General features: G+C 45.3%; 19 protein-coding genes and 1 pseudogene. 15 read left to right on the forward strand and 5 right to left on the reverse strand.

Annotated elements, in window-relative coordinates; genetic code table 11:
* The first annotated feature begins 84 nt into the window (after positions 1 to 84).
* From ACFPK9_RS00940 to ACFPK9_RS00980, 9 genes are all read left to right on the forward strand, one after another.
* Complete coding sequence (locus tag ACFPK9_RS00940; RefSeq protein ID WP_377092632.1) at positions 85 to 3,804, forward strand: pentapeptide repeat-containing protein; 3,720 nt, start codon at positions 85 to 87, stop codon at positions 3,802 to 3,804.
* Positions 3,801 to 4,376: a Pvc16 family protein gene (locus tag ACFPK9_RS00945; RefSeq protein ID WP_377092633.1), complete on the forward strand. Its 576-nt coding sequence runs from the start codon at positions 3,801 to 3,803 to the stop codon at positions 4,374 to 4,376. Before ACFPK9_RS00940 ends, ACFPK9_RS00945 begins: the two co-directional genes overlap by 4 nt.
* Positions 4,377 to 4,693: 317 nt before the next feature.
* Positions 4,694 to 5,449: a hypothetical protein gene (locus ACFPK9_RS00950; RefSeq protein ID WP_377092634.1), complete on the forward strand. Its 756-nt coding sequence runs from the start codon at positions 4,694 to 4,696 to the stop codon at positions 5,447 to 5,449.
* A 194-nt stretch (positions 5,450 to 5,643) separates the two neighbouring features.
* A complete protein-coding gene (locus ACFPK9_RS00955; protein WP_377092635.1) occupies positions 5,644 to 6,840 on the forward strand; it encodes an OmpP1/FadL family transporter in 1,197 nt (398 codons plus the stop codon).
* Between the two features lie 3 nt (positions 6,841 to 6,843).
* Positions 6,844 to 7,509 carry a helix-turn-helix transcriptional regulator gene (locus ACFPK9_RS00960; protein ID WP_377092636.1) on the forward strand — a complete coding sequence of 222 codons (666 nt, stop codon included), beginning with the start codon at positions 6,844 to 6,846 and terminating at the stop codon, positions 7,507 to 7,509.
* On the forward strand, positions 7,506 to 8,171 hold the full coding sequence (locus ACFPK9_RS00965) for a LuxR C-terminal-related transcriptional regulator (RefSeq protein WP_377092637.1): 666 nt from the start codon (positions 7,506 to 7,508) through the stop codon (positions 8,169 to 8,171). The genes ACFPK9_RS00960 and ACFPK9_RS00965 overlap by 4 nt, the downstream gene beginning before the upstream one ends.
* Positions 8,172 to 8,280: 109 nt before the next feature.
* Complete coding sequence (locus ACFPK9_RS00970) at positions 8,281 to 9,150, forward strand: helix-turn-helix transcriptional regulator (protein ID WP_377092638.1); 870 nt, start codon at positions 8,281 to 8,283, stop codon at positions 9,148 to 9,150.
* 74 nt (positions 9,151 to 9,224) lie between these two features.
* On the forward strand, positions 9,225 to 9,707 hold the full coding sequence (locus ACFPK9_RS00975; RefSeq protein ID WP_377092639.1) for a rhodanese-like domain-containing protein: 483 nt from the start codon (positions 9,225 to 9,227) through the stop codon (positions 9,705 to 9,707).
* Positions 9,683 to 10,390 carry a DUF3109 family protein gene (locus ACFPK9_RS00980; protein WP_377092640.1) on the forward strand — a complete coding sequence of 236 codons (708 nt, stop codon included), beginning with the start codon at positions 9,683 to 9,685 and terminating at the stop codon, positions 10,388 to 10,390. Before ACFPK9_RS00975 ends, ACFPK9_RS00980 begins: the two co-directional genes overlap by 25 nt.
* Here the strand turns inward: ACFPK9_RS00980 and alr are convergent.
* Entirely contained in the window at positions 10,384 to 11,484 is a 1,101-nt protein-coding gene (gene alr / locus ACFPK9_RS00985; RefSeq protein WP_377092641.1) for an alanine racemase, read from the reverse strand. The genes ACFPK9_RS00980 and alr overlap by 7 nt on opposite strands.
* 90 nt (positions 11,485 to 11,574) lie before the next feature.
* Here alr and ACFPK9_RS00990 point away from each other — a divergent pair, with 90 nt between their 5' ends.
* The 5 genes from ACFPK9_RS00990 (at position 11,575) to ACFPK9_RS01010 (ending at position 20,558) form a co-directional block, all read left to right on the forward strand.
* Positions 11,575 to 13,953 (forward strand): helicase HerA domain-containing protein, encoded by a 2,379-nt coding sequence (locus ACFPK9_RS00990; RefSeq protein ID WP_377092642.1) that lies wholly within the window; start codon positions 11,575 to 11,577, stop codon positions 13,951 to 13,953.
* A gap of 66 nt (positions 13,954 to 14,019) precedes the next feature.
* Entirely contained in the window at positions 14,020 to 15,819 is a 1,800-nt protein-coding gene (gene mutL, locus ACFPK9_RS00995; protein ID WP_377092643.1) for a DNA mismatch repair endonuclease MutL, read from the forward strand.
* A gap of 54 nt (positions 15,820 to 15,873) precedes the next feature.
* Entirely contained in the window at positions 15,874 to 16,227 is a 354-nt protein-coding gene (locus tag ACFPK9_RS01000; protein WP_377092644.1) for a RidA family protein, read from the forward strand.
* 362 nt (positions 16,228 to 16,589) lie between these two features.
* Positions 16,590 to 18,749: a right-handed parallel beta-helix repeat-containing protein gene (locus tag ACFPK9_RS01005; RefSeq protein ID WP_377092645.1), complete on the forward strand. Its 2,160-nt coding sequence runs from the start codon at positions 16,590 to 16,592 to the stop codon at positions 18,747 to 18,749.
* Between the two features lie 36 nt (positions 18,750 to 18,785).
* Positions 18,786 to 20,558, forward strand: coding sequence for an arylsulfatase (locus ACFPK9_RS01010; protein ID WP_377092646.1), 1,773 nt, complete (start codon positions 18,786 to 18,788; stop codon positions 20,556 to 20,558).
* Positions 20,559 to 20,691: 133 nt separating this feature from the next.
* Here ACFPK9_RS01010 and ACFPK9_RS01015 read toward each other — a convergent pair.
* A pseudogene (locus tag ACFPK9_RS01015) lies at positions 20,692 to 20,877 on the reverse strand (heavy-metal-associated domain-containing protein); the annotation flags it as partial.
* A 44-nt stretch (positions 20,878 to 20,921) separates the two neighbouring features.
* Positions 20,922 to 21,098, reverse strand: a complete 177-nt coding sequence (locus tag ACFPK9_RS01020) for a hypothetical protein (RefSeq protein WP_377092647.1) — start codon at positions 21,096 to 21,098, stop codon at positions 20,922 to 20,924.
* Between the two features lie 177 nt (positions 21,099 to 21,275).
* Between ACFPK9_RS01020 and ACFPK9_RS01025 the strand changes: the two genes are divergently transcribed.
* On the forward strand, positions 21,276 to 22,001 hold the full coding sequence (locus ACFPK9_RS01025; protein ID WP_377092648.1) for an esterase/lipase family protein: 726 nt from the start codon (positions 21,276 to 21,278) through the stop codon (positions 21,999 to 22,001).
* On the opposite strand, the gene ACFPK9_RS01030 is transcribed toward ACFPK9_RS01025, so the two are convergent.
* The gene (locus ACFPK9_RS01030; RefSeq protein ID WP_377092649.1) at positions 21,992 to 22,789 is read right to left on the reverse strand and encodes a hypothetical protein; all 798 of its coding nucleotides are present in this window, start codon (positions 22,787 to 22,789) and stop codon (positions 21,992 to 21,994) included. The genes ACFPK9_RS01025 and ACFPK9_RS01030 overlap by 10 nt on opposite strands.
* Before the next feature lie 100 nt (positions 22,790 to 22,889).
* Positions 22,890 to 23,504, reverse strand: coding sequence for a dTMP kinase (gene tmk / locus ACFPK9_RS01035; protein ID WP_377092650.1), 615 nt, complete (start codon positions 23,502 to 23,504; stop codon positions 22,890 to 22,892).
* Positions 23,505 to 23,588: the final 84 nt, after the last annotated feature.

The following is a 23,588-nucleotide window of genomic DNA, read 5'->3' on the forward strand; positions in this document are numbered from 1 at the left end:
TTTTAGATGATTAAAGATCTATCAATTGTTTTGTTAGTTGATTTGTGTTTGATTTTTTCTGACAGATTAAATCCGTTTATGATTATGAATATTGATTCTAGCTCACCCGTAAACATTGATCACTCAACAGATGGAGACGAGGTGGGTCTCATTGCAGATGAGTTAATTTCATTTTTGGTTATCTTACCTGTTATTACCGTGCAGGACCAGATGCAGGAGGGGGCTCTGTCAGGGAGATGGCAGAGAGTGTTGAATCCTACCGCTGTCGTCTGCGCGGAGCATTTGAGGGAGCATGAAGAACACAGGGCGAAGATTAGTTGCACAAAGCTATCCTCCAATGATTTGGATGTTTTTATAGAGAAGGCAGCGAAGCATTGCGGAGTATTTGAGAAAGAAGTGAATGAAGAGCTGGTTATTGACTGGGCTATTTCTGCCTATCTTGAGTGGACGGTAAGAATCGAAATCCATGAGTCATCTCAGTACGGTGAGCTACAAATTGAGTTGCATCAAAGAATGGGACGCATACTTGGGACGCAACGGTCACATTTGAGTGAGAGCGAGCCGCTTGGCCCAAACGATGAACAATGGGATGCAAAGTGGTGTGCGTATGTGGCTGGTGTGCAGCATCGGTATAGTGAAAAGTTGCCTGCTTTGGGATATAGTTTGGAGCAAGTCTATCAAGATGTACGAGCAGTCTATTTGGGCGAGGATGAAGAACTAGGTGAGGGAGAGACAGCCAAGCGTGTGGGGGTAAAACTATGCGAGTACATGCATGAATGGTCCATAGACAGGGAAGCTAAGCATCACAAATTAGCTGTGATTGGAGATCGGGGTGTGGGTAAATCGACTTTTAGTACTGTGTTTGTGGCAAGGCATGCAATGGAGCTTCGCAAGCAGGGGCTTGTAGTAATCAATCTTCCAGTGGATCGACTTAAGCTGAGTCACTCTGTAGAAGCTGGTTTGAGTTCCTATTGCTTAAACCACCTTCGGTTTGAGTTCAGTCCAGTGGACATTTCTTTTCTCAAAAAACATCGTGTTTTGCTCTTATTAGATCGAGTGCAGCACCTTGATGATAAGCCTTGCACGGATAGGATGGGAGGAAATGATTTTGTTCAGCAGGCTTGTTTGATGTCAGACCGTTTAAATACTCAGCTTGGTAGTAGTCGGATACATCTGGCCTTCGTAGGTATGCCTAGTATTGCCAAGAGTCATGCTGAAGCGTTTCGGGGGGAGGCTTTACTCGAAATTTTGCCATTCTCACAAGCTGGCGAATGGAAGAGATGGTGGCCAAGTGAGACACAAGGTGGTTTTTCGGATGTCGACCAGAATGAACAATGGTGGGATAAATGGAGTGATGTTACTGGAAACTCATTATCTGACCCTCGACAGCTCATTCATGCTCCTGGGGCGGATCCGCTTACCTGTCGGCCATTTTTTAACAATCTGATCGCATTTGCCTATGGAGTTTCAGGACTGAGCCAAAGTAAGGTATCTAGTCTGAAAGATCTTTATGAGCATGTTTTCATATTTTTGATGCGGAAGTTTGGTGGTCATCAACGTGCATTGGAGGATGAGAGTATGCTATGCTTGGAGGAATTGGCTATATGGAAATGGCATGGAACTCAATGGGAATGTGACGGTAAAGAGTTGTGTACTTTACTTAATAATTCAGAGTTATTGGTTGATGTGCTCGGTGGGGAGGTGGATTTCAACTTTGCTGAGAATATAGCGGAGATGGCGCGCACGTTTTTTAAAGAAGATGGCCTGTTAGAGTTGTCTGGTGGCATTCAGAAATTCCTCATGTGGGATTACTTGATAGCCAGAAGGATGTTAAGAGTGGCGGAAATGTTAGTTCATTTTGAGGCTGGGGTTGCGGTGGAGAAAAAACTTCACATTTGGACTGCATTGACAGCTTTTTCATCTCTTACGGAAAGTACTTTTTTCTTTTTAAAATGCCTCCTGAGAGAGAAATTAGAGAGCTTTTCTGAGAAGCAGCAAAGTCAATGGCAGGAGGTGTTTGCTGATATGTTTGAACATGCTGTGAGGTATGATGTGCCTATTCAGAAGGTCATGGGGCATAGGCGATATAAAGAGCTCTGCACTGGAGTATGTAATTCTGAGACATCCCTAGCGATTGTTTTGGGCGCTATTGCAGAGGTGACTCAGCGTGTTTCCGATGTAGGATGGGATAAAGATGATCCGCAGGAACTTGGTTCGTGGTTGATGCGCATGAATGGGCAAAGGGTGGACTATGTGTCGTCGTCACTGGCTTATGGAGTTTCACAGCTATTACCTACGCCTCTGCTCCTGCGTTCTTTGAATTATCTAAACTTCGCAGGTCAAACGTTGACGGTTCAGAATCTTTCATCAGCGAATCTTCGCGGTGCTGTATTGAGTCATACTCGTATGAGCCGTTCGAGTTTTAGATACGCTATCATGGAGGGTGCTCAGATGGATCACAGTGTGATGAGTCAAGTGACGATGAACCACGCACGCATGAATAACGCTAATCTGGACCATTGCGATTTATCTGAGGCTCGTATGCAAAAGTGCTCGATGCGCGGAGCGAGCTTTATTAGAGCTAAGTTGGCGAATGCTGATCTTAGCGAAACCTGTGCAGATTCATGTGTGTTTTCATGGGCTGATCTCAGCAATGCATTGCTACTCAATACGAGTATGAATCAAGCCCGTTTGAATGGAGCCGTGATGAGTGGCTGTAGCGTAAGAGAGTCGCGGCTCATGGATTGTTCATTAGACGAAGTGCTAGCGGAGCAAGTGAGTTTTCATCAATGTGAGCTTAGCGGATCTAGCATGGTGAACGCGGCAATGAATAATGCGATATTTATAGACACACGCATGGAGAATGTGGGGATGTACCGGGCAGAGTTGAAGGATGCTCGTTTTCAGAAATGCCTGATGGATGGAGTAAATCTAGAAAAGTCATTGATGCGGGGTGCAAGTATCCAAGAATGTGAAATCCAAGGAGCTAGCCTGAACGGTGTAGATTTTAGTAATGCCACTATTTCAGAATCTACTAATCTTCATGCTGCGAGTCTCAATGATTCAGATCTTTGTGGTACACTCTTTGATAAGGTGAATTTAGAGCATGTGAGTTTTGAAAATGTGACAATTGATGAAAATACCAAGTGGGTTGATTGCAACTTGAGCTCGGTGGATTTCAACGGTGTGCATTTAGACGGAGTGGTGATGTATGGGAACACGCTTGAGCGATCGAATTTTATCGCAGCTAGCTTATGTAAGGCTGATTTGAGCAATGCCCATATGGAGCGTGCTTTGATGGACAGATGCCAAGCTGTCGGCATTCAATTGAAAGGTGCAAAGCTTAGAGCAGTGAGTTTGTTCCAGGCGAATCTTAGAGAGGCGAATCTTAGTGGGGCTAGCTTGCGCGGCTGTAATTTGCATGGTGCCAGCCTAGATGCTTCGAACATGCAGGGCGCCGACTTGCAGGGGGCTTCTTTGTTTGGGGCGAGTCTCGTAGGGGCCGATTTGCGAGGAGCTGATCTGGCTGGAGCTAATCTTTTCGGTGCGAATTTTGAGGGAGTGAAAGTAAACATGAATCAACTAACTGACGAGCAACGTAGTCAAATCCGAGGCACACCCGAGTGGGTGTATCATAATGAAGCCATTAATGCTGTGTTCCGCCGAGGAGACTGCTCGCTCGACGCCATGGAAATAGTGGAGAATAGAGAGAAAAGTGTAGTGATTGATGGAAATCTCATCGAAGTTATTGAAGAAACTGAGTTAATTTCTTCTAAAGTAAAGCAGGAGGACGCGGCACGATGATTGGCGATTTACTAGCATACGTTTCAGATGACTTGAATCGCTACATTTGTAAGAATCAAGGGCTCTCGCAGGACGAACAGAAGGTGTTGTTGTCCTATGTGGTCGATCAAGATGGTTCGATTGCAACAAATGAACAGAATGTAGTTTTGGTGACTTTGGTGGATCTAGCGCTTGATCCATTGGCTTATTCACAGCGGGTGCATTCAGTTTCTGGCGGCGCATTAACACAAGAAATTCAATATAACTCGCTCCATGTAAATTTGATGGTGCTATTTTCTGCATACTTTAAAGGTGATCGCGCGAAGGATGCGCTAAATTATCTCACCTTAATCATACAGTTTTTTCAATCAAAGGCGTCATATACGCGTGCGAACTCTCCGAATTTACCCAATGGAGTGGAGCGTTTGGAGTTCAGTATGGAACCATTAGACTTTAATGCTCAGAATCATATGTGGGGGATTTTAGGTGCGAAGTATATGCCATCAGTCGTTTATAAAGTAAGGATGATTTCGTTTCAAGATGACGAGACTCTCGATGATGAATTGATTCGTACTGTAGATGTAGTGACTTAAATGAGGAGATGATCTATTCTGCGAATATAGGACTAGAGGTTCGATTCCCTCATGCGTATTTTGAATCGGAATATGTGGAAGATATGGAGGTAGAACCAACGGAATCCACTAGCTCTTTTTTCCGTTCTGGGATGTTAGAGATCCGCAAGGGATCAGGGGGCTTTATAGTGATAGAGAGGGTTTCGAATGGAAGTCAACTAGACCTCCAGATGGCTGGAGCTGGGACGCTTGCTTTTGTTTTGAGATATCCTGGATCGTTGTTGGCAAAGGTTTCAGAGCTGCCAGAACGAAGTTCACTAGTACTCTACGCTAATAATTTGGATCAAGATAACACAGATGAAAGACTGGGGGGCTGGAGTGTTTTGCCGTGTCGTTCTAAGCATTGGTCTTATCATCTTGATGAAGCTCTTACTGGGCTTAATGTCGGAGGGACTGAGTATATTGAGCGACTAAATAATGGAGGAGGGATCTTAGTCCGGTATCAGTTGATTCGTCCAAATGGTGAAGTTGTGTTTGATAGTATAGAAAACCAACTACTCACAAAGATTGACTTAACTCTCGCTGGTTTGAGTGAGGGGATGTACGAGCTGGTGATAACTCTTGATTCTGGGATGTCTCTGCCCTCTTTCCGGTTTGTGTATGCGCCAAGTTTAAGTTGGAGGCCAGGTGTGGGAGTTTATGAATGGTTTAATAGAGATCAATCAGAGCAGAAATCTCCCAGAGCTGCTGAGAGATACGAAGTGGCTTTTAAAGAACGAGAAAGCTATTGGCGTTATTTTTTAATGACTAATTCCTTGTTAAATACGCATCAGTACAAATTAGAGTGTGAGAGTTTGAATGGCGTAGACGTGCAGTTTGGCCCAGCCTGTCTTTCGCTAGATCCTCATAGGAGATCAGCAATTATGTTTAGATCAAAAAAGCTGTTGCCGATGAGACAGAGTCCTAGTGGAAAAGTTATTCTAGAAATAGCTGGAGATGTTTGGGGGCAATTACCATATGCTCAAACAGAGGTTCGGTTAGAAAAAAAATTAGGAAAATTAATCCCAGTTTCCGACATATACGTTCAAGTATGACTTAAATCGTTGTTTGGGTTACTCTGCTGTTGTTCTGCTTGAAAATGAGTGATATTTGACTGATGTTTCTGATAGAGTTCAATGATCGATATGCAAATGTAAGGGAATTGGAGGAAGTCGAGCTGGATTACAAATTCCCGCTTGAATCAGTTTTTGTTTACAGATGAGCGTTTTATTTTGTACTACGCTCCAAGATGGCAGCGAAAAAATGTGGATATTATGTAGGGTTAACGACACTAGTATTGTGTACGTATACATATGGAGTTGGGTTTGGCTTCGAATATCAGTCCACAGAAATGTCAGCTCGAGGTAACACTGGAGTTGCGCATACAGAACATGCAGCGGCAGCACATTATAATCCAGGAGCTTTGAGTTTTCTCGATGCTTCTCGGTTCGAGTTTAATGTGGTTAGCATTCACAGTGAATCTCATTACGACACGGGATCAGCATCCTACAGCACTGATGATGATATGCAGTTTTCAGGCTCTGCATTTTTCGCAATGCCGTTTGAATGGCTTGATCGGGACTGGGCGGTTGCGATTTCGGTGACCCGCCCGTACGGGCAATCGATTGATTGGCCTTCTGATATTTTTGCACGAAATTCAGGTTATTCTGGTGAGTTAGATTTTCCGCAATTTGGGCTATCTTTATCTCACCGATTTAATGACAGCCTAGGAATAGGAGGGACGCTAAATTATTCACCGAGTACGCTTAAGACATCGAGTGGGGTGGTTCTGCCATCGGATAGTTTAAGCTTTGAAGGGGAGGACGATTCCTTTTCTGCGAATTTTGGAATTTTGTATCAACCTCAGGATGAGCTGCGGATAGGTGTTTCTTATAGGACGGGGTTTGAAGTGGATTATGAGGGTGACTACAAGTACGTGAGTAATTTAGCAGGTGTCCCTAACTCATCTTCTGAAGGTGAATTAGGGTTTTCCATGCCATCGCACGTGATTGTAGGTTTTGAGTATGATCTCACATCGCAGTGGACGGTGGCAGCGCAAAGTCAGTGGACTGAGTGGAGTGTGGTGGATGCTTTTCACTACGATGCTGGAGCTGGAGCGGAAAAGAATCCCGCGCAATGGAATGATAGTTGGATGCACAGTCTCGGAGCGACATATTCCTATAATTCAGCTTTAGACCTACACTTTGGGTACATGTATGCAGAAAGTATTGTTAATGATAAATATAAGACGCTCGTGTACAGTGACTTTGTCCAACATTTCCTCTCCTGTGGTGTCAGCTACGGTATAGAACAGTGGGAAGTACACACGGCCGCTGTGTACGTCATCACGGAGGATAGATCTGTGAGTGGTTCTGTTTATGGCGCGGATGGTGATTACAGTGGTGAAGGATTTTTCATCAATTTAGGAGTCGCGCGAACTTTTTAGGCAATGCAGGGATTTTCAGTCATCAAGGAGCGAATTCTTTTTGAGATTTTCAAGAAGAAGCTTGTTGATGATAATGGTGAGCTAGATCATTTTGCTGAATGGGTAAAACTTTTTGACGCATTAGGTATTCATGGAATTTTGTTCGATTTACATGCACCGAAAATCGTACTAGTGAATTCCACTTTTGCTGAAATAATAGGGCTTTCAGGCAATATCGTTAGTGTAGAGGAGCAATATGCTGGTTACATGGCGTTTGATCCAGCCAGCGCAATGAATTTTAGTGTAGTTCATGAGGCACATCTTGGTGGCAGGTCTGATGATCAAGTAGGGCATTATACAGTATTAGGTACAGATGGTTCCGCAGTTGAGTATAATAGCTTTTCGTTTGTTATTCCGCCTGCAGAAGGTGAACCTCAGCGTTACACTATCCACCTCTTATGTGCACCACACCGCATGAAATTGGTGCGGGCGTATTCGGTGTTCGATTTTTTTCATTTAACTGCTCGTCAACAAGAAGTACTTCACCTTCTATTGAATGGATATAACAAGCATAGTATCTCAGAGGAACTCGGGATTTCTATTAGGACCGCTGAAAAACATATTGCTACAATCATCGATTTGGCAGAAGTAGAGAGTCCTATTGCACTTATTAACCTTGTCGTCTCATGAAATCATTAAAATCTACTCTCAATGACTGTATCGAAGATTTAAAAGATTACGATTTCAGTAAGGAGTCTTTTTGCGGCGACACTTTGACTGAGAAAATGAATGAGTACCCATTCATGCTCACTTTACACGGGATGGATCGTTATAGGCTCACTGTTTTCATTAATGATCAGATGCGTGAATTTTATGGGTTGGGCGAGAATGATCAATCTCACCAAAACATGTTCTTCTATCTTAAGACCTTTCACCCATCAAAATACCATGTACTCGTCCAGTGCTATCAGTTTTTTAATCGAAACTCTTTAGGTTTTTTTGAACAAGACTATTTATTAAAAAACAGTAAAGGACTCTATGAACAAGTTTATGGGGTGAGTAAAACTTTGGCTTGGGACGATCAAGGAATGCCGAGCTATGCTCTATCTCTAACTTGCCCAAGTAGAGACTATAGTTTGTTCTCAGCTTTACAGATTTTTAATCTTCACAATTTAAGTGGTCGTGAAAGTGAGTGCCTTCCATTGCTCGTAAAGGGACTCACCAATGGACAGATCGCTTCTGAAATGGATGTAAGTGAACGCACCGTCGAAAAGCATATTTCTAACATTCTTTCTCATGCGAATGTTCCAAATAGAAACAGCTTTTTTCAGGCACTACATAGTGCGTTGTGAGTATTTTGAATAGATTCCGAGCCTAAAAAAAGGTTAGCAGAGTAGGAAAAGAGGAAGATTGGGTAGATCTCCCCATAGATGAACTGTCGTTTAATCACTATACATAGAAGTGAAAGCTAAAGAAACCTTAGCATCTCAAACGAGGAGCTGGTTGACCAACCCATTCACTACTATGATTCAAGACATTCAAATAGGCAGTTCTACCCAAGTAATAAATAGAGGGAGCTCTCGCGAACCAAAAGCAACACATGGTTTCAAAACAAGAACTCTGAAATCCATTACTCAAAACAAGAAATCTCAGGATGGGAGTATTGCTAAAATTACAAACGCGGATCAATTAAGCTTGTTGAAATTGTTCGGAGGAATTGCGAGTTCACAAGAGACATTATCAGAAAAAAAACAAAGCGCGCTGAATCAAGTCGCTGAGTTGATAGGTTCTGATGCTTGGTTCTGGTGTAGAGTTAGTGAAGAGTTTATAGTAGCAGGATCTGAGCAGACTAACTATGTCGGAGGTGGTGAATTAGGCCAATATATTCAAGAGATGCTGAAATCTCACATTTTCCAAGTTTACAGAGCTCAAGAAGTGGGAAGCCAAAGAACTATGGTCATCAATGACGGTGGACCTTTTTCTTGTATTTATTCACTGCGCAAAATGGAAGATGGGAACACGAGTTTATTCGTTTCATTTCGAACAGAGCATAATACCAGTTTCACTGAGAGTGAGACCCATTTTTTAGATTTATCGTTAGGTTATCTCCCATTCATTCATGATTATGTACACGATGCAAAAAAAATGGCATTAACTCCCAAAATGAAATTGGTACTTAAATTTTTGAAAGAAGGCCATTCTAGGAAGATGATTGCAGCTCAGTTAGGCATCAGTGTGAATACAGTGTCAGCCTATGTCCGTGATATTTATAGAGAGTATGATGTTCATTCACATGCTGAATTAATTAAATATTTTCACGACGCAGACTAAGTGCAACGTCGCTAGCACTCAGTGTAGCGATTTGAATTCTTGTAGCTAGTGGTGTTGGGAGGTAGAATGTGGATATGAAAGTCTTCGTTCTATCAGTCGTCATCTGCACTCTTGTTAGTTGCTCGAATACGACGGAATTGGAGCCAGATTCTCTTGTCGCTGCAACTCAACTGGCGGAAGAGAAAAAAGTGGAGCAGAAGGATGAGGTTGCTTACTTTGATAAAAGCTTAATTACCGGTGTAGAGGTTGAGAATGTTTTTGAACTTCGAGAGACTGGAAAAGTCTATTTAATCGATACTCGCTCATCGTTATTTTTCAATAGAGGACACATTGCGGGTGCTATGAACATTCCATTGAAGCACTTCGATAAAATATACTCTGAGAAAGCAAGTGAGATTAAGCAGGCCTTGGCTAATGACAAGGTAGTCGTAATTTATTGCGCTAGTGCGGAATGTCCAGATTCCTATGAGATGGCGACGCGATTCGCGAAGAAGGGCATAGCTACCAGTGTTTTCAAAGGTGGGTGGCAGCAGTGGCAACAGACTGGTTTAGAGTGATGTTGACTCATTATGCTGAGACTGCGGCTGGCTTAGCGCACCAACTTAGAGATGCACATATCGATCACGATGCATTTGAAATGTTGTTGCGACCATGTACACTAGAGCGTTGTTCTGCCACGTGCTGCTATGATGGTGTGTACTTGTCTGAGGAGGAGGCTCGGGGCGTCGAATGGCTGGTTGATAAGGAACGAGGTCGATTTGTAGAATACGGGCTGAAGTTGCCTCAGAAAGTGGTGGAAACTGTTCGCAATGGAATGTCTCAGAAGACGGCTGTGAGAGTGGCCGAACCCGATGAACTTGCGTGTGATTTTCCCAACCATTTTAATAAAACACGTTGTGTATTTCTGGACTCTCTTGGCCGTTGCGGAATTCAGAGTCTTTGTATGGAAGACGGCCTAGGAGAGTGGTATTTAAAACCGTTGACGTGTTGGATTCATCCAGTAGTCATTCTGCCTGCTGGGCGTCAGCGAACTCGGCCGGTGATCACTCTAGTCAATGCCGTAAACGACCCACAGAAAAAAGACGATTATCCAGGTTTCGCCTCGTGCACACATTGTGGCCGGGAGGACGCTGGGGGGCAAGTAGCGTGGAAGGTGTTAGAAAAAGAGTTACGAGCTCTGGGCGAGCTAGCTGGTAGGGATATCTATGGAGAGTTGAGCGCGCCAACAATTGATTATTGATAAATGCGAGTGACGCGAGGAGTGATACCGGTGAGTACCTCCCATGGAATCATTCTCGCTTTTTTTGCAATTTCTGAGACGAGAATTTGCTTACCGAAGAGTTCGACCTCGTCCCCAGGTTCACAAACTGGCAGCTTACTCACATCGACCATAATCTGATCCATGGTGACACGTCCTAGCAATGGACAGCGCTTTCCGCGAATGAGCACTTCGGCATTATTGCCTGATAGAGCACGCGGTAAACCATCGCCATATCCAGCACCAATAGTGGCGACGCGTGTGTCTTGTTTTAGAATAGTTTCTCGGCCGTAGGAAATTCCATGTCCAGCTGGGAGGGTACGAACTAAGGATACACGGGATTTGAGCTGCATAACGGGCTGGAGTAGCTCTTGGTATCTAGCAATGGGGGAAATGCCGTACAGCATGAGCCCTGGTCGGACGAGGTTGGTTACCTTCGATTGATAATCCAGCAGACCTGCAGAATTTGAAAGATGTAAGTATTCTAATTTACAATTTGATACAGCTGATTCGAATTGGCTGAATTGTCGGAGAGTAAACTCGCGGTCTTCATCGGCGCTAGGTAAATGGGAGCCAATTCCTGCTAAATGGAGATTAGGAAGTGCTTGGATTTGATCGATAGCCGAGTGGAGAGCACTTGGTAGAAAACCACCGCGTCCCATGCCGGTATCAAATGTAATGTGCACTACAAGTTTTTCGCATCCTCTATTCAGGCTGTTAAAGTGTTGGGCTTCTTCGAGTGTTGAGATTGAGGCAACCCAGCGCTGTTCGACGATTTCTTGGCGTTCCTCAGGAAAGGTTGGGCCGAGTAGGTAAATCGGGGTTTGGATCTTCGCGTTCTTGAGTTTCCTGGCTTCAATGACACTGGCGACTCCGAAGTAGGCGAGATGTTCTGAATCGAGTGCCTTGGCGATTTGTTCGATGCCATGGCCATAGGCTCCAGCCTTGAGGACGGCCATTACTTGTTGTTCTGAATGTTGGCGCACAAAGCTGAGATTATGTTTCAGAGCGCTGAGGTTAATTTCAGCCCAAGTACGTGGTGGTGATATAGTTTCAGTCTTCAATCTGGTTTGCATTGAAAATGGCAGGGGAGGTTCTGAAAAGGGCAATGTCATAGATTTTGAGTTTTCTTGCCTAAGAGGGGCTATAACGGGTAATGATAGAGCATGCAGGATTACGAGAAGTTAGGGTCATTTTATTTAGGTCGCGAGTATGACCTAGGAGAGAAGCAACTGCAGGATGAGTTAGTTCTCTATGATTCTAAGGATTTGGTCACTCACGGTGTTGTGTTAGGTATGACGGGCTCAGGGAAAACGGGCTTGTGCCTGAGCCTGCTTGAAGAAGCGGCAATGGATAATATTCCAGCGATTGTGATCGATCCCAAAGGGGATATTGCAAACTTGATGCTCACTTTCCCTGAATTTGAGGGAAGCGATTTCCGGCCGTGGGTGAATGAAAGTGATGCTTTGAAGAAAGGCATGGATCCTGATGACTATGCTGAGAAAACAGCAAAAATGTGGGAGAAAGGTGTAAGTGAGTGGGGGCAATCATCGGAGCGAGTGAAGACATTTAAGGAGAATGTAGATATTAATATTTTTACGCCCGGAAGCAGGGCAGGTGTTCCAGTTTCAATCTTGGGAGCGATGGAGGCTCCTCCATTTGAAGTACTCGATGATGCGGAATTGCTAGGTGATTACATTGAGAGTTCGGTGAGTTCACTCTTATCTTTGGTCGGCCATCAAGAAGACCAGCGACAAAGTCATGAGGCTGTGTTGTTAGGAACTATTTTTAATCATTATTGGCAGAAAGGAAAGGATCTGAGCATTGAGTCGTTAATTCATGCGATCCAGCAGCCGCCTTTTGATAAGGTTGGAGTGATCGATCTAGAATCGTACTATCCGCAGAATAAGCGGCAAGATTTAGCGATTCAGTTCAATAACCTCCTCGCGTCACCGGGTTTTAGTACATGGATGGAGGGGCCTAGTTTAGATATTCAGAAATTTTTGTATCAAGACAATGGTAAGGCTCGGATTTCCATTTTTTCTATTGCGCATTTAAGTGATAGCGAGCGGATGTTTTTTGTAAGCACCTTGCTCAATAGGATGCTGGCGTGGATGCGGATGCAGAATGGGACGACTAGTTTGCGAGCATTGCTTTATATGGATGAGATTTATGGTTACCTGCCGCCGACTGCAAATCCTGCGAGTAAAAAACCATTGATGACGATCTTAAAACAAGGTCGTGCATTTGGGCTTGGCGCTTTGCTGGCGACACAAAACCCAGTGGATCTGGATTACAAGGCACTATCTAACATTGGTACTTGGTGGCTAGGCAGATTGCAAACCGAGCGCGACAAAATGCGGGTGTTAGATGGCTTGCAAGGTGCTGCGGCCGGGCAGGAGGGTGGATTTGATAGAAAGTCGATGGAGGTGTTGCTAGCTGGCTTGGGTAGTCGGGTTTTCTTGATGAACAATGTGCACGAAGACCACCCGGTAGTCTTCCATGTGCGTTGGGTCATGAGTTATCTTTGCGGCCCACTGACTAAGCGACAGATTAAGACGTTAATGAACCCCAAACGCGATGCGTGGCTCGAGGATGGAGTTGCTGAAAGTACTAATCCGATGGTAATGGGGTCGTCCACGGGTGACAATTCAGTGAAAACACGGCCGGTGGTAGGTAATGGGGTCGAGGAATACTTCGCTCCAGCAGCAGGTGAAGTATATCAGCCCACGCTATTGCGAGAAGCTACCGTGTATTTTAGTAACGCAAAAACAGGGGTGGAAGGCTCGCGTGTTGTTAGATTTGTCAATCCAATCGAGGAAAAGGGCATTGATTGGGATACCCATTTGAAATGCCCTGGCGATCTAGACGGTCTCGCTAACGATCCTGAAGAAGGTGTAAGTTTTGCTGATTTGCCGGGTTATGCCATGCATTCAAAGAATTACAAAGCCGTGGAGAAAGAGTTTGTTGATTGGATTTATCGCAATGAACGGGTGGAAGTCTTTTATGCGCCACTAGTGAAAGAGTATTCGAAACTTGGAGAGAGTGAAGGGTCGTTCCGTGCTAGGATTGGACAAAGTGTGCGTGAAGAAAGAGATATAGCGGTCGATAAAATGCGTGATAAAATGCGGAGTAAGCTGAGGACGAAGGAAGGCCAACTGCAGCGTGCTTTAGCAGCGGTAGAACGAGAAAAGTCTCAGGCCCAAAGTGCTCAGATTAGTGCTGGGGCATCTGTGCTGAGTACTATTTTTGGAACCTTATTAGGTTCACGCAAACTCGGAAGTACCGCTGTGCGTAGAGGCACTAGTGCGGCGCGTTCGGCGTCACGTGCACTTCAGCAAAGACGTGATGTCGAACTAGCAGAGGGTAAGGTGGAAGATTTACGCCGACTCATTGAAGAAATGGAAAATGAACTTGCTGAGGATGTTGCGGAGCTAGCTGAACGTTTTGATCCTGCAGCGTTAGAGTTGGAAGAAGTACAAGTAAAACCGTATAAGAAGGATATTACTGTGCAAGCGGTTGGGATTTTATGGATGGCATCGTGATCGGGTGTTAGGAATCTTTTGAACTTCTGGGTTGTTTCTCGGGCGGCTCTTGGCATTTTTCTCGGGATGCCAAAGATTTCGATATTACCGGATGTTCTCGCCAGCCAAGTTGCAGCAGGCGAAGTAGTGGAGCGTCCGGCCAGTGTCGTCAAAGAAATGGTGGAGAACTCGCTTGATGCGGGGGCGAAGCATATTGAGGTGGAAATCCAGAAAGGTGGAGCGAGTCTCATTAAAATCACCGATGACGGATCAGGGATGGGCAGGGAAGATGCATTGATGTGTCTGGAGCGTCATGCAACGAGTAAGCTAAAGGATGCGTCCCAGCTTTCGGCTATTACTACGATGGGGTTTCGCGGTGAAGCGGTTCCGAGTATTGCGTCGGTTTCTAAATTTCGCTTGAGCACGCGTGAACACGATGCGGTGGAAGGAACGGAAATTATCGTTGAGGGTGGTATCGTCAAAGACGTCAAAGCTGCTGGACTTCAAGCGGGTGCAATATTTGAAATCAGGCAGTTATTTTTCAATGTTCCTGCTCGTCGTAAGTTTATGCGGGCGGAATCGACCGAGAGTGCGCATGTCGAGCATCAGGTGAAATTGCATGCTCTGGCGTGGCCAGAAGTGCGTTTCACGATGAAAAAAGATGGCCGAACTCTGTTTGATCTTGCGGGAGTACGTGACAAGCGCATGCGTATCGCTGGTCTTGCTGGAGCTGAGGCTGGGAGAGCACTGGTTGAAGTTCCCCTCACTGAAGAATCAGGAATGGAAGTGCATGGATATGTGTTGCCTCCAGAGTTTGCTCGCAAAGGCAAGCGCCAGCAATTTGTTTTTCTTAATGGCAGACCGATTGAAGATCCAGCCATTAGTAGGGCGCTTAAAGATGGTTTCAAAGGGGCCGTCTCTGATGGGCTCAATCCTTCAGCTTGGCTCTGGATTGAAATGGATCCGAAGCTTGTAGATGTAAATGTACATCCAGCAAAAAAAGAGGTACGTTTTCACAAACCACTGGAAGTGCGTCATTTGGTTTTTACTGCAGTTGAAGATGCCCTATCGGTGAAAAAAGAAAAGACGCAGGAACTGCGTGGTGTGCCGAAAATTGTTTCGCGAAAAGATGGTTCATCGGCGCCAGTACGTAAGCCTTTTGAAAAGGCGGAGGAAGTCTCAAGCCAAAGGGTTGAGAAAGTTAGCTCAGTCACAGAGCTTAAGCCAAGTGTGCCTACACAAACCGCAGTGAAGCCAGCTGCGGCATTCCATGCTCCTGAAAAGCAGGAAGAGCTTGAGATGGAAAAGAAAGAAAAAGACACTCCTAAATTTCAAATTCTAGCTACGCTACATGATCGATACCTATTGATGCAGGGTGAGGATGGATTGGTTTTGTTGGAGCCGAAAGCGGCTCGTGAACGCATTGTTTACGAAGCCTTTTTAGAAGGAGGAGGGGAGGCCGTAGAATCGCAAGGGTTGTTAGTACCAGAACTGATCGAGCTTGATGCTCGGGATCTCGATGTAGTGCTTACAAATATGGAAAATTTCACAGAAGCAGGGATTTCGATCGAGCCCTTTGGCGGATCGACATTACAAGTTCGGAGTATGCCAGCCGTACTTGCAGAAAAGGATCCACGTGCTTTTGTCATTAAACTCATCGATGAACTTGTTGAAACAGTGGGTGCAAAACGAGGCAAGCAATTGGCTTTTGAGATCTTCGCTGAAAAACTGGCAAAGCGTGCAGCGTGGAATGAAGTTTGCAAACTCAGTGGAGCTGAGCACTTGTTAGCCGCACTCTTTAAATGTGATTTACCTTACTGCGCTCCAGACGGTCGACCCAGTTTAATCCAGATTTCACTTAAAGAGCTCGAGCGGAAATTTAGTTAGAATTCTGATCGGAATTACACTCGTCCTTTTTAATATGGGTAAGTATACGAAGGCATGGCAATTGAACGTCAAGAAATCAAGCAGCGCATGAGCCGCATTGTTAAGCACAATGGCACTATTTATTTATGCGGTCAGGTGTGCGCGGATGCGACAAAGGGGATAGAGGAGCAAACGCAGACCATGCTCGATAAGGTGGATGCCTTGTTAGAGCAAGCGGGTTCGGATCGCGAGCATATGCTTTCGGCAACGGTTTATCTGCGCGACATGAAAGACTTTGCAGCGATGAATGCTGTATGGGACGCTTGGGTTCCTGAAGGGCACGCACCTGCTAGAGCTTGCGTCGAAGCTCGAATGGCTCGACCGGAGTTGCTGGTAGAAGTATCGGTTGTTGCCGCTGAAAAAGCGTAGACTATCGCCAACTAACAGAAGTTTATAAAAGCGCTCTGGGAAGCTCCCAGCGAGCGCTTTTACGTGTCGATCTGGTGCTATATGGCGCACAAAATAACTCTATGCTTGCTGCGGCATAGGTTACTTCTATATATGACAACCTGCTAATTTTGCGTTGCACATTATACATGACATGCAATTGGCTTCTTAGATCTCATAAGTGGAGAAGGCATTAGAGTAACTATAAATGAGCGGGCACCTATCAATCACTGAATTATTTACACGAACTGTCCATGCAACGCTCCTGTTATTTCACTCTTCTTATTACTTCGATATTTTCCACTCATAGCTTGCTGGCTAAAGATTTTCATGTGTCACCGGGGTTGAATTCGCAAACCGCCGATGGAAGCGCGGAGCACCCCTATCCTACGATCCCAGCAGCCATAGATGCGGTGAGAGAATTGCGTCAGTCTGGTTACTCCAAGCCAGTGACAGTGTATTTACGAGAGGGAAGACATCAGCTTAATGAGACATTAGTGTTAGGTTTAGATGATGGGGCTCAAGCCGAGGTGGTGGAGAAAGAACTTCCGAAGTATGGAGCAGGTGAGATAGCTCCAGCTTGGCTAACATTTGAGGCATACCCTGGTGAGAAACCAGTAGTGAGTGGAGGTGTGCCAGTGAGTGGGTGGAAATTGTTAGAAGACGTTCCAGCTGATTTACCTAAAGAAGCGCATGGAAAGGTTTGGGTGGCAGACATGCCTGAGGGAATGGAGCGGTTTTACACTTTGTATGATGAAAAGGGACGTCTGAAACGTGCGCGCAATTCTGGCTTTGCTTACACCAAAGTTGGTAATAAGCGGACGCTGCATTTTCCTGAAGGAGCTCTGAAAAATTGGGCCAACCTAAAAGATGTTGAAATTCAGGTACGACCTGGCCGTGCGTGGACGATTAATATGCTGCCCTTAGAGACTGTCGATATAGCCAATGGAGTCGCGACGACTGGCGCTTCTGCGACGTATGAAATGGGCCCCTTGCCTGGATATTTACATAAAGATGGTGAGTCAGTAGTTTGGGTGGAGAATATTTTAGAAGCTTTGGATGAAGAGGGTAAATGGGTAGTGAATACCAAGACGCGTAAAATTTACCTGTGGCCAAGAGATGTCGTGGCAGGCGCCGCTCCCGAAGAAATTTTGGCTCCATCCACGACAGAACTGATACGAGTTGAAGGAGGAATTGATTACGATGGTCCAGTCGATACACCAGTAAGAGGTATTGCCTTTTCCGGGCTGACCTTTTCGCATGCTGACCGCTGGGCGTGGCAAGGTGATGAGGATCGAGTTGGCTGGGGACTTCAGCACGATTGGGAAATGTTTGATCGGCCGACTGCGCTTTTACGTTTTCGTGGAGCTGAGGAATGTGTGGTCAGTGATTGTGTATTCACCGCTTCAGGGGGCACTGGAGTGCGCCTAGATCTCCACGCTCAGAGAAATCGTGTGGTCGATTCAGAATTTTATCATCTTGGGGAAGCTGGGATTTTATTGGCTGGATATGGGCCAGGCTTAAAAGATGTGAATCATCATAATGATATCGAGAATAACCATATCCATCACTTTAGTGAAATCACTTGGCATTCTCCTGGTTTATGGGCTTGGCAAAGTGGACATAACAAAATGGTGCACAATGAACTCCATCACAGTGGTTACGCTGCTGTTTGTATCACCACAAGAGTGGAGCCAAATAGGAGTCTCAATGGAGAAGGTGGCCGGACGATCCGTCACAATGAGATTGATGAAGGCCTTAAGTCACTCGGTCGTGGTGGTTATGAGAACTGGAAAGTGCGTGAGAAATACAATCACGCTCGGCATAATTTGTTAGAATATAACGATATTTCACATTGTGTCCAGTTGCTCTCTGACGGCAATGGAATCTATGTTTCGGGGACGGGGACTGGAAATATCATCCGTTATAACTACTTGCATGATAATTTGGCCGAGCATTTCCCCGCACCGATTCGTTGTGATGATGATCAGCATGAGACGCTAATTTATGGTAATATTCTTTATCGTAATGGAGGTTTCTCTGCTGGGATTGCAACAAAGGGGGTGAACGACATTATTAATAATTTCATCGTTGAACCTCAGAGAGTCCCTAGAAGTGGCTACATTAGCTACGAGTGGGTGCCAGTGGCAGGTTCTAAAGTGTATCATAACATTATTGTGTCGCATCCAGATGGTGGAGTTGCTCACAATGAACGTCCACGAGGCGAGGATAACCGCGGGAATCCGTTCCCAAAACTGGTGGATACTGAAATGGATTCGAACCTTTATTTTCATCCGCAAGACCCAAAATGGATGGATAAGCATTTCGAGAAGATGCGTGCTGTCGGGAATGAAAAAGAGAGTTTAGTTGGTGACCCGATGTTTGTCGATCCAGCGGGTGGAGACTTCAGCTTTCGTTCGGGGAGTCCAGCCATACAACTTGGCATTGAGCCACTGAATATTTCAAAAATGGGCCGGCGAAAGAAAAACTCTGCAGCGCAGTAAGTATAGAATTAGCTCTAATTTTCACACATCATACCAATGAAATCTATTTTCCACACAATCGCTCTATTCTGTCTGGTAGCGCTTCCAAGTTATGGTGCAAAGCCGAAGCAAGCTAACGTCATTATTGTGATCACTGATGATCAAGGTCACGGCGACTTGGGCTCTCGGGGGAATCCGTACATTAAAACGCCAAACTTAGACAAACTCCATAGTGAGTCGCTGCGCTTTACTAATTTTCATGTGTCAACAACCTGTGCACCAAGCCGTGGCTCGTTGATGACGGGGCGCCATTGTAATCGTTTGAATGTATATCATACAATTACGGGTCGTTCCTTGCTCTTCGAAGATGAAGTCGTACTCCCTGAGGTGTTTGCGGCAAATGGTTATGCAACTGGGATGTTTGGCAAATGGCATTTAGGCGATAATTATCCATTTCGTCCGATGGATAGAGGATTCCATGAAGTCGTGCGCCATGGCGGCGGTGGAATCGGCCAAGGTCCAGACTATTGGGGGAATGATTACTTTGATGATAGTTATTGGCACAATGGGGAGATGAAAGCATATGAAGGATACTGTACGGATGTGTTCTTTGATGAAGCGATGCGCTTTATTGAAGAGAATAAGGAGAAACCATTTTTCTGCTATGTATCGACCAATGCCCCACACGCTCCGCTGAATGTGCCGCAGAAGTATTATGACATCTATAAGGATGTTCCTGAGCTAGACGACAAAGTGAAGCGTTTTTACGGGATGATCACTAATATCGATGACAACATGAAGCGCCTAGAGGATAAGTTAGAAGAGCTGGGCCTACGTGAGAACACCATTCTCATCTTCATGACTGACAATGGAGGAACATGGGGTCGTCCTGCATATACTGGTGGTTTAAAGGCTGGGAAGGGAAGTCCCTATGAGGGAGGACACCGCGTGCCGTTTTTTGTGCGATGGCCAGAGGGAGGAATCGGAGGTGGCCGTGATGACGATCGCTTCGTGGCTCATGTCGATGTATTACCAACTTTTGTAGACCTGTTAGATTTCAAATTTACTGAGCGTAAGCCTCTCGATGGAATTAGTTTTAAGAGCTTATTGTTAGGCGAACAGGTCGAATGGCCGAATCGCATTTTCTACATGGACACCCAGCGTTTGCAAAATCTGGTGAAATATAAGGACTACGCGGTGATGGATCAGGATTGGCGTTTAGTTAATGGCAAGGAGCTATATAATGTGACTGAAGACCTAGAGCAGAAGAATAACGTGATCAGCCAGTATCCTGAAGTAGCAGCACGTCTAGCAGAAGGGTACGAGACATGGTGGAAGTCGATTATAGATGAAGGTGTTAATGAGCGCTACGCTTACATCAAAGTGGGTTCTCCGCATGAAAATCCGAGTCGGATCAATGCGCATGACATGCTCACAGGTAAACATGGTGGGGCATGGAGCCAAAATGGAGCAGTGATTGCTTCGCAAGCAACTGGGCGCTGGAAAATTGAATTTGTCGAAGATGGCAAATACAGCATCACTTTGAGACGTTTCCCGCGTGAAAGCGGCTTGGCCATCAATGAAACATTTCTAGGTCAGGAGAAGAAACCAGAGCTGCATCGACTGCTTGGAGCTAGTACGAAATCAGATTTCACCGAAGCTTACTTATATGTGGCGGGGATTGAGGGGAAAAAGAAAATTTCTGCTGACCAAGACGAAGTGACTTTTGAAGGTCGCGTGGCTGCTGGGAAGTACGATATGGAAGCTCAGTTGATCGACAAGGACGGCAGAGTTTATCCAGCGTACTATGTGTACATTGAGAAACTTTAATCTCTTTAGTTTTCTGAAGGCCCTTCATGTCTCCAGAAAAGGGGGCGTTGCAAAAAATGGTTTAACGCAGCACTTTGTAGAAAAAAAAGCGCCTTGGAAAATCCAATGCGCTTTTGCTTAAAAAGTTAGACTCTTACTCTGCTGGAACGTATGAAAAACCAGACTTCTTGATAGCTTCTTCGACTTGGGCGTTAGTGGTACCTTCACTGAGAGTGAGGTCTACGTCACCTGTCCTGTGTTCGATGTTGTTGATTTCAACTCCATCGACGGAAGCGAGAGTCTTTCTGAGTTTCACCGAGCAGCCTTGGCAAGTCATTCCCGCTACAGTGTAGTGGACTTTCTTGGCTGCTGGGGCCTCAGAACTTAGCTCTTTTTTTCTTTGTCACACTTGCTGTCACAATCTTTCTTTTTGTCACAGTCTTTTTTCTTGTCACACTTGGAAGAACAACACTCTTTTTTGGCTGGAGTTGCTGCTTCTTCTGCTTGTGCTGTTGCGCCAAACATTGCTGCTGCTGCGAAGAGGATAAGTGATAATTTCATAGGTCGGATTAGTTTTAGTTTCTTGATTAATGATGATCCTGAATTAGTCAGTGATCATTCATAAGACGCGGCAGTTTGGCTTTTATTCCGAAAATTTCCATAAAAAATTCATAAAGAAATAAAGGCATTGATAGAATCGATTGTTCATCTGCGATTCGTCGGTTAGAGTTTACGTAAATGAGCAGCAGAAAATCCAGCAAGGTAATAGATACCTTAGGCGTCTTACGCACGCCCATGCCTTGGCATAAACCTTCTAAAACTGAAGGGGGAGATGAACTCGTCATTCTCATGCACGGATTATGGAGGAGCTACAGAGCGATGGACCCTATCGTGAAAGCTGTCACCCAAAATGGATACAGTGCACTTAATATTCCATACCCATCTTATAAAGAGAGTTTGGAAGAAATGGTCATGAGGTTACACAGAACGATCGAGGTGGAACGCGAACATTATTCAAAGATTCATTTTGTGACGCATTCTCTTGGGGGAGTCATTGTGAGGAATTATCTGCATAACTACGACCACACGGACTCTTCGCGTGTTGTGATGTTGGCTCCGCCCCTACGTGGTAGCAAGATTGTGGATTGGTTGCAGGGAGCTAAGTTAAACTTTGTTTTGGGGCCAGCAGGCTCTTTTTTATCTACAGAGTCCATGGCGAGAGAACCAGATTTTCTACCTACTCAGATAGAAACTGCCGTCATCATGGGGAATCGGGTGCGGATTCCCTTATTACACAAAATAATCGACGATGAATCTGACGGAATTGTTAGCGTCGAGTCTGGGAAAGCCGGTGGAGTGAAAGAGTTTAAAGTGATAAGCGCAGATCATACTTTAATTACTCTACATGAAGAGGTGTTAGCAGGAGTGCCGAGATTTTTGAAGACTGGGAGCCTTCAGCCTTGAGTGTTAGAGAGGCCGTGTTTTTTGTCACGGAGTTCACGCAAGTATTCCATGTATCGGCGTTTCGCTAAAAGGTCTCGGTCCATGGCGGGGTTCACGAAGGGGTTGTTATCGCCGAATTTGGCCCATGGACCCATTGGGACTTGTGCGAAATCGACAAACCGCCAGTGAACTTTATCTCCTGATTTTAGGCCTAAGAAATCACGAACAGCGGGAGAGACATCGATCCCTGCATTCTTGTTCTTGGTATTCTTCGGACGAGCATTGCCGAAAACATAACGCCAGTCGTCTGTAGTAAAAGGACCGCAGTCTTCCCATTGTGCGTAACAGACTTTGTTGCCGTAGACAATCTGTAGCCAACGACCTTTCAGCACCGTTTTTCCGGGTCTTGGATTGTATTTATTAAACCAAGGAATGACACGTGAGGCTTCAGGCTTATGCCGGCGCCAATCGATCCGGTCATTGTAGGGAAGGGCGATGTAGAATGGGTTTTGCTTCGGACGAAACGCTTTTGGTCTGTAGCCGTACGTGCGTGCAGCAGGATCTGGATTATCGAACCCGCCGTAGCTTTTTTCCCATTTAGTATCCCAAGAGCTCGCGTGGTTGGGTGTTGGGTTTTTGGCAGTTGGTTCTTCACCGATCCAAAAAATGGTTGCCGTGATGTTTTTCTTCCAAGGGTAACTGATGCGCTCAAAAGGATCTTGTCTGGCCGTAGGAGAGCTCAAACTCTGCGCATGCGCGACTGTAGTCAGCAAGGTGAAACTAAGAGTGATGAGTGACTTGATAAGCATAATAATAGTTCGGAAGGTAATGATGCTCAGTAAATTAAGGGTTCCATTTCTGCAGATCAACCTAATTTCTTAAGAGAATAGTTGGAATGGATTAGACAATCTATTTTTTATTAATTTCTGCAAGGCTGATCTTTTTTAACGATTCGTGGATAGATTCGATTGATGGGCTTGAGTCGATGACACGTGCGTAGGTTTCGTCTTTTACAGAAAGAAAAACGTCGCGACAGAACTGGAGAGCATCGCGTTGTTCGAATTCATTGGCTTGGTCGCCACGTGCTCCAATACGGGTGAGAGCTGCTTCTACATCTAGATCGAGGATAAAGAGGATATCAGGGGCGGGGGCGAAGGACTCATTGATTGCTCGGAGTTCTTCGACGTCAAAGCCATTAGCTCCTTGATAGGCCATGGTGGAGAAATAGTAACGGTCAAGCACTACATGGCAGCCTCGTTTGAGCGCTGGAGTGATGACGTCGCTGACATGTTGGCGGCGGTCTTTATGGAATAGTTCGAGCTCTTCGTCGGGAGCGAGTCTGCCTTCCGTCATGGAAGCCCGGAGGATTTTACCGAAGGGGCCGTCGGACGGCTCGCGGTCGAGTAGTACGTCTTCACCAATAGAGCGAAGATGTTCCGCGAGCATTTTGGCTTGAGAGGATTTCCCAGTCCCATCGATCCCTTCGATGACGATGAGTAGGCCACGCTTCTTTTGATCTTCCATTAGGTGTTAGTAGCAATTGCTAGAACGACCGCAAACAAAAATGCCGCCATTTCGTGGTAGAAATGACGGCGGTGGAGGGGGAAG

The sequence above is a fragment of the Rubritalea spongiae genome (genome assembly GCF_042652385.1).
Classification (GTDB): domain Bacteria; phylum Verrucomicrobiota; class Verrucomicrobiia; order Verrucomicrobiales; family Akkermansiaceae; genus Rubritalea; species Rubritalea spongiae.

Bases quoted from the DNA above. Each gene is read 5' to 3' on its own strand.
- ACFPK9_RS00945 (WP_377092633.1), top strand. From the start codon at position 3,801: ATGATTGGCGATTTACTAGCATACGTTTCAGATGACTTGAATCGCTAC.
- ACFPK9_RS00990 (WP_377092642.1), top strand. From the start codon at position 11,575: ATGCAGGATTACGAGAAGTTAGGGTCATTTTATTTAGGTCGCGAGTAT.
- ACFPK9_RS01010 (WP_377092646.1), top strand. From the start codon at position 18,786: ATGAAATCTATTTTCCACACAATCGCTCTATTCTGTCTGGTAGCGCTT.
- tmk (WP_377092650.1), bottom strand. From the start codon at position 23,504: ATGGAAGATCAAAAGAAGCGTGGCCTACTCATCGTCATCGAAGGGATC.
- ACFPK9_RS01020 (WP_377092647.1), bottom strand. From the start codon at position 21,098: ATGAAATTATCACTTATCCTCTTCGCAGCAGCAGCAATGTTTGGCGCA.
- alr (WP_377092641.1), bottom strand. From the start codon at position 11,484: ATGCAAACCAGATTGAAGACTGAAACTATATCACCACCACGTACTTGG.
- ACFPK9_RS00975 (WP_377092639.1), top strand. From the start codon at position 9,225: ATGAAAGTCTTCGTTCTATCAGTCGTCATCTGCACTCTTGTTAGTTGC.
- ACFPK9_RS01000 (WP_377092644.1), top strand. From the start codon at position 15,874: ATGGCAATTGAACGTCAAGAAATCAAGCAGCGCATGAGCCGCATTGTT.
- ACFPK9_RS00955 (WP_377092635.1), top strand. From the start codon at position 5,644: ATGGCAGCGAAAAAATGTGGATATTATGTAGGGTTAACGACACTAGTA.
- ACFPK9_RS00965 (WP_377092637.1), top strand. From the start codon at position 7,506: ATGAAATCATTAAAATCTACTCTCAATGACTGTATCGAAGATTTAAAA.
- ACFPK9_RS01030 (WP_377092649.1), bottom strand. From the start codon at position 22,789: ATGCTTATCAAGTCACTCATCACTCTTAGTTTCACCTTGCTGACTACA.
- ACFPK9_RS01025 (WP_377092648.1), top strand. From the start codon at position 21,276: ATGAGCAGCAGAAAATCCAGCAAGGTAATAGATACCTTAGGCGTCTTA.
- ACFPK9_RS00960 (WP_377092636.1), top strand. From the start codon at position 6,844: ATGCAGGGATTTTCAGTCATCAAGGAGCGAATTCTTTTTGAGATTTTC.
- mutL (WP_377092643.1), top strand. From the start codon at position 14,020: ATGCCAAAGATTTCGATATTACCGGATGTTCTCGCCAGCCAAGTTGCA.
- ACFPK9_RS00940 (WP_377092632.1), top strand. From the start codon at position 85: ATGAATATTGATTCTAGCTCACCCGTAAACATTGATCACTCAACAGAT.